Source organism: Coprococcus sp. TM115-187, from assembly GCF_027679115.1.
Classification (GTDB): domain Bacteria; phylum Bacillota; class Clostridia; order Lachnospirales; family Lachnospiraceae; genus Allocoprococcus; species Allocoprococcus comes.
The window spans coordinates 1-697 of the sequence record NZ_JAQEKS010000062.1; the positions used below are offsets into that span (position 1 = coordinate 1).

1 pseudogene is annotated in these 697 nt (G+C 42.9%); it reads right to left on the reverse strand.

Annotated features, from left to right (window positions below):
- Positions 1-38 precede the first annotated feature (38 nt).
- A pseudogene (gene tet(O), locus PGW42_RS15810) lies at positions 39-697 on the reverse strand (tetracycline resistance ribosomal protection protein Tet(O)); the annotation flags it as partial.

The window sequence follows — 697 nt, forward strand, 5'->3', positions numbered from 1 at the left end:
TCCTTTCAAATCTCATTTTATATGACTTTTGCAAGCTGTTAAGCTAACTTGTGGAACATATGCCGAACCTTATCTATACGGCTATTCGGGCGGCGGGGTTGGCAAATAAATTTACCAATAGCTGGCTGGTATCCTTTTAACTCTGTCAAGCAGACTCCCTGCCCATTTGTGAAATAAGTTAAATCGTTCCTGTATTCTTGAATACATCTAGCAGGGATTTCTCCTTTCAGAATGACCTCGTCATTCTTTATCTGAGTACTTACAATATCTGCACAATACCTTGGAGCATCATGATACGCCCGTGAGAGATATTCCTGCGGTGCATAAATTTCAAAGTGGAGATATGGCTCTAATAGTTCTGTCCCTGCTTTTTTTAAAGCCTGCTCCAATACGATAGGGGAAAGCAGCCGAAAGTCTGCGGGGGTACTTACAGGACTATAATACAATCCATATTCAAAACAGATTTTACAGTCTGTCACTTTCCATCCATACAGCCCCTGCTCGCAGCCATAAAGAACCCCCTCCATAACCGCATTTTGGAACGATTGATTTAAATATCCAAGTGAAACTCTGCTTTCATACTGCACTCCGCTTCCAATAGGGAGCGGCTCTATGGACAACCCGACAGAAGCCCAGAAAGGATTTGGCGGGACTTCTATGTGGATGGTATATTCTGCTTTTCTAAGCGGTCTTTCCA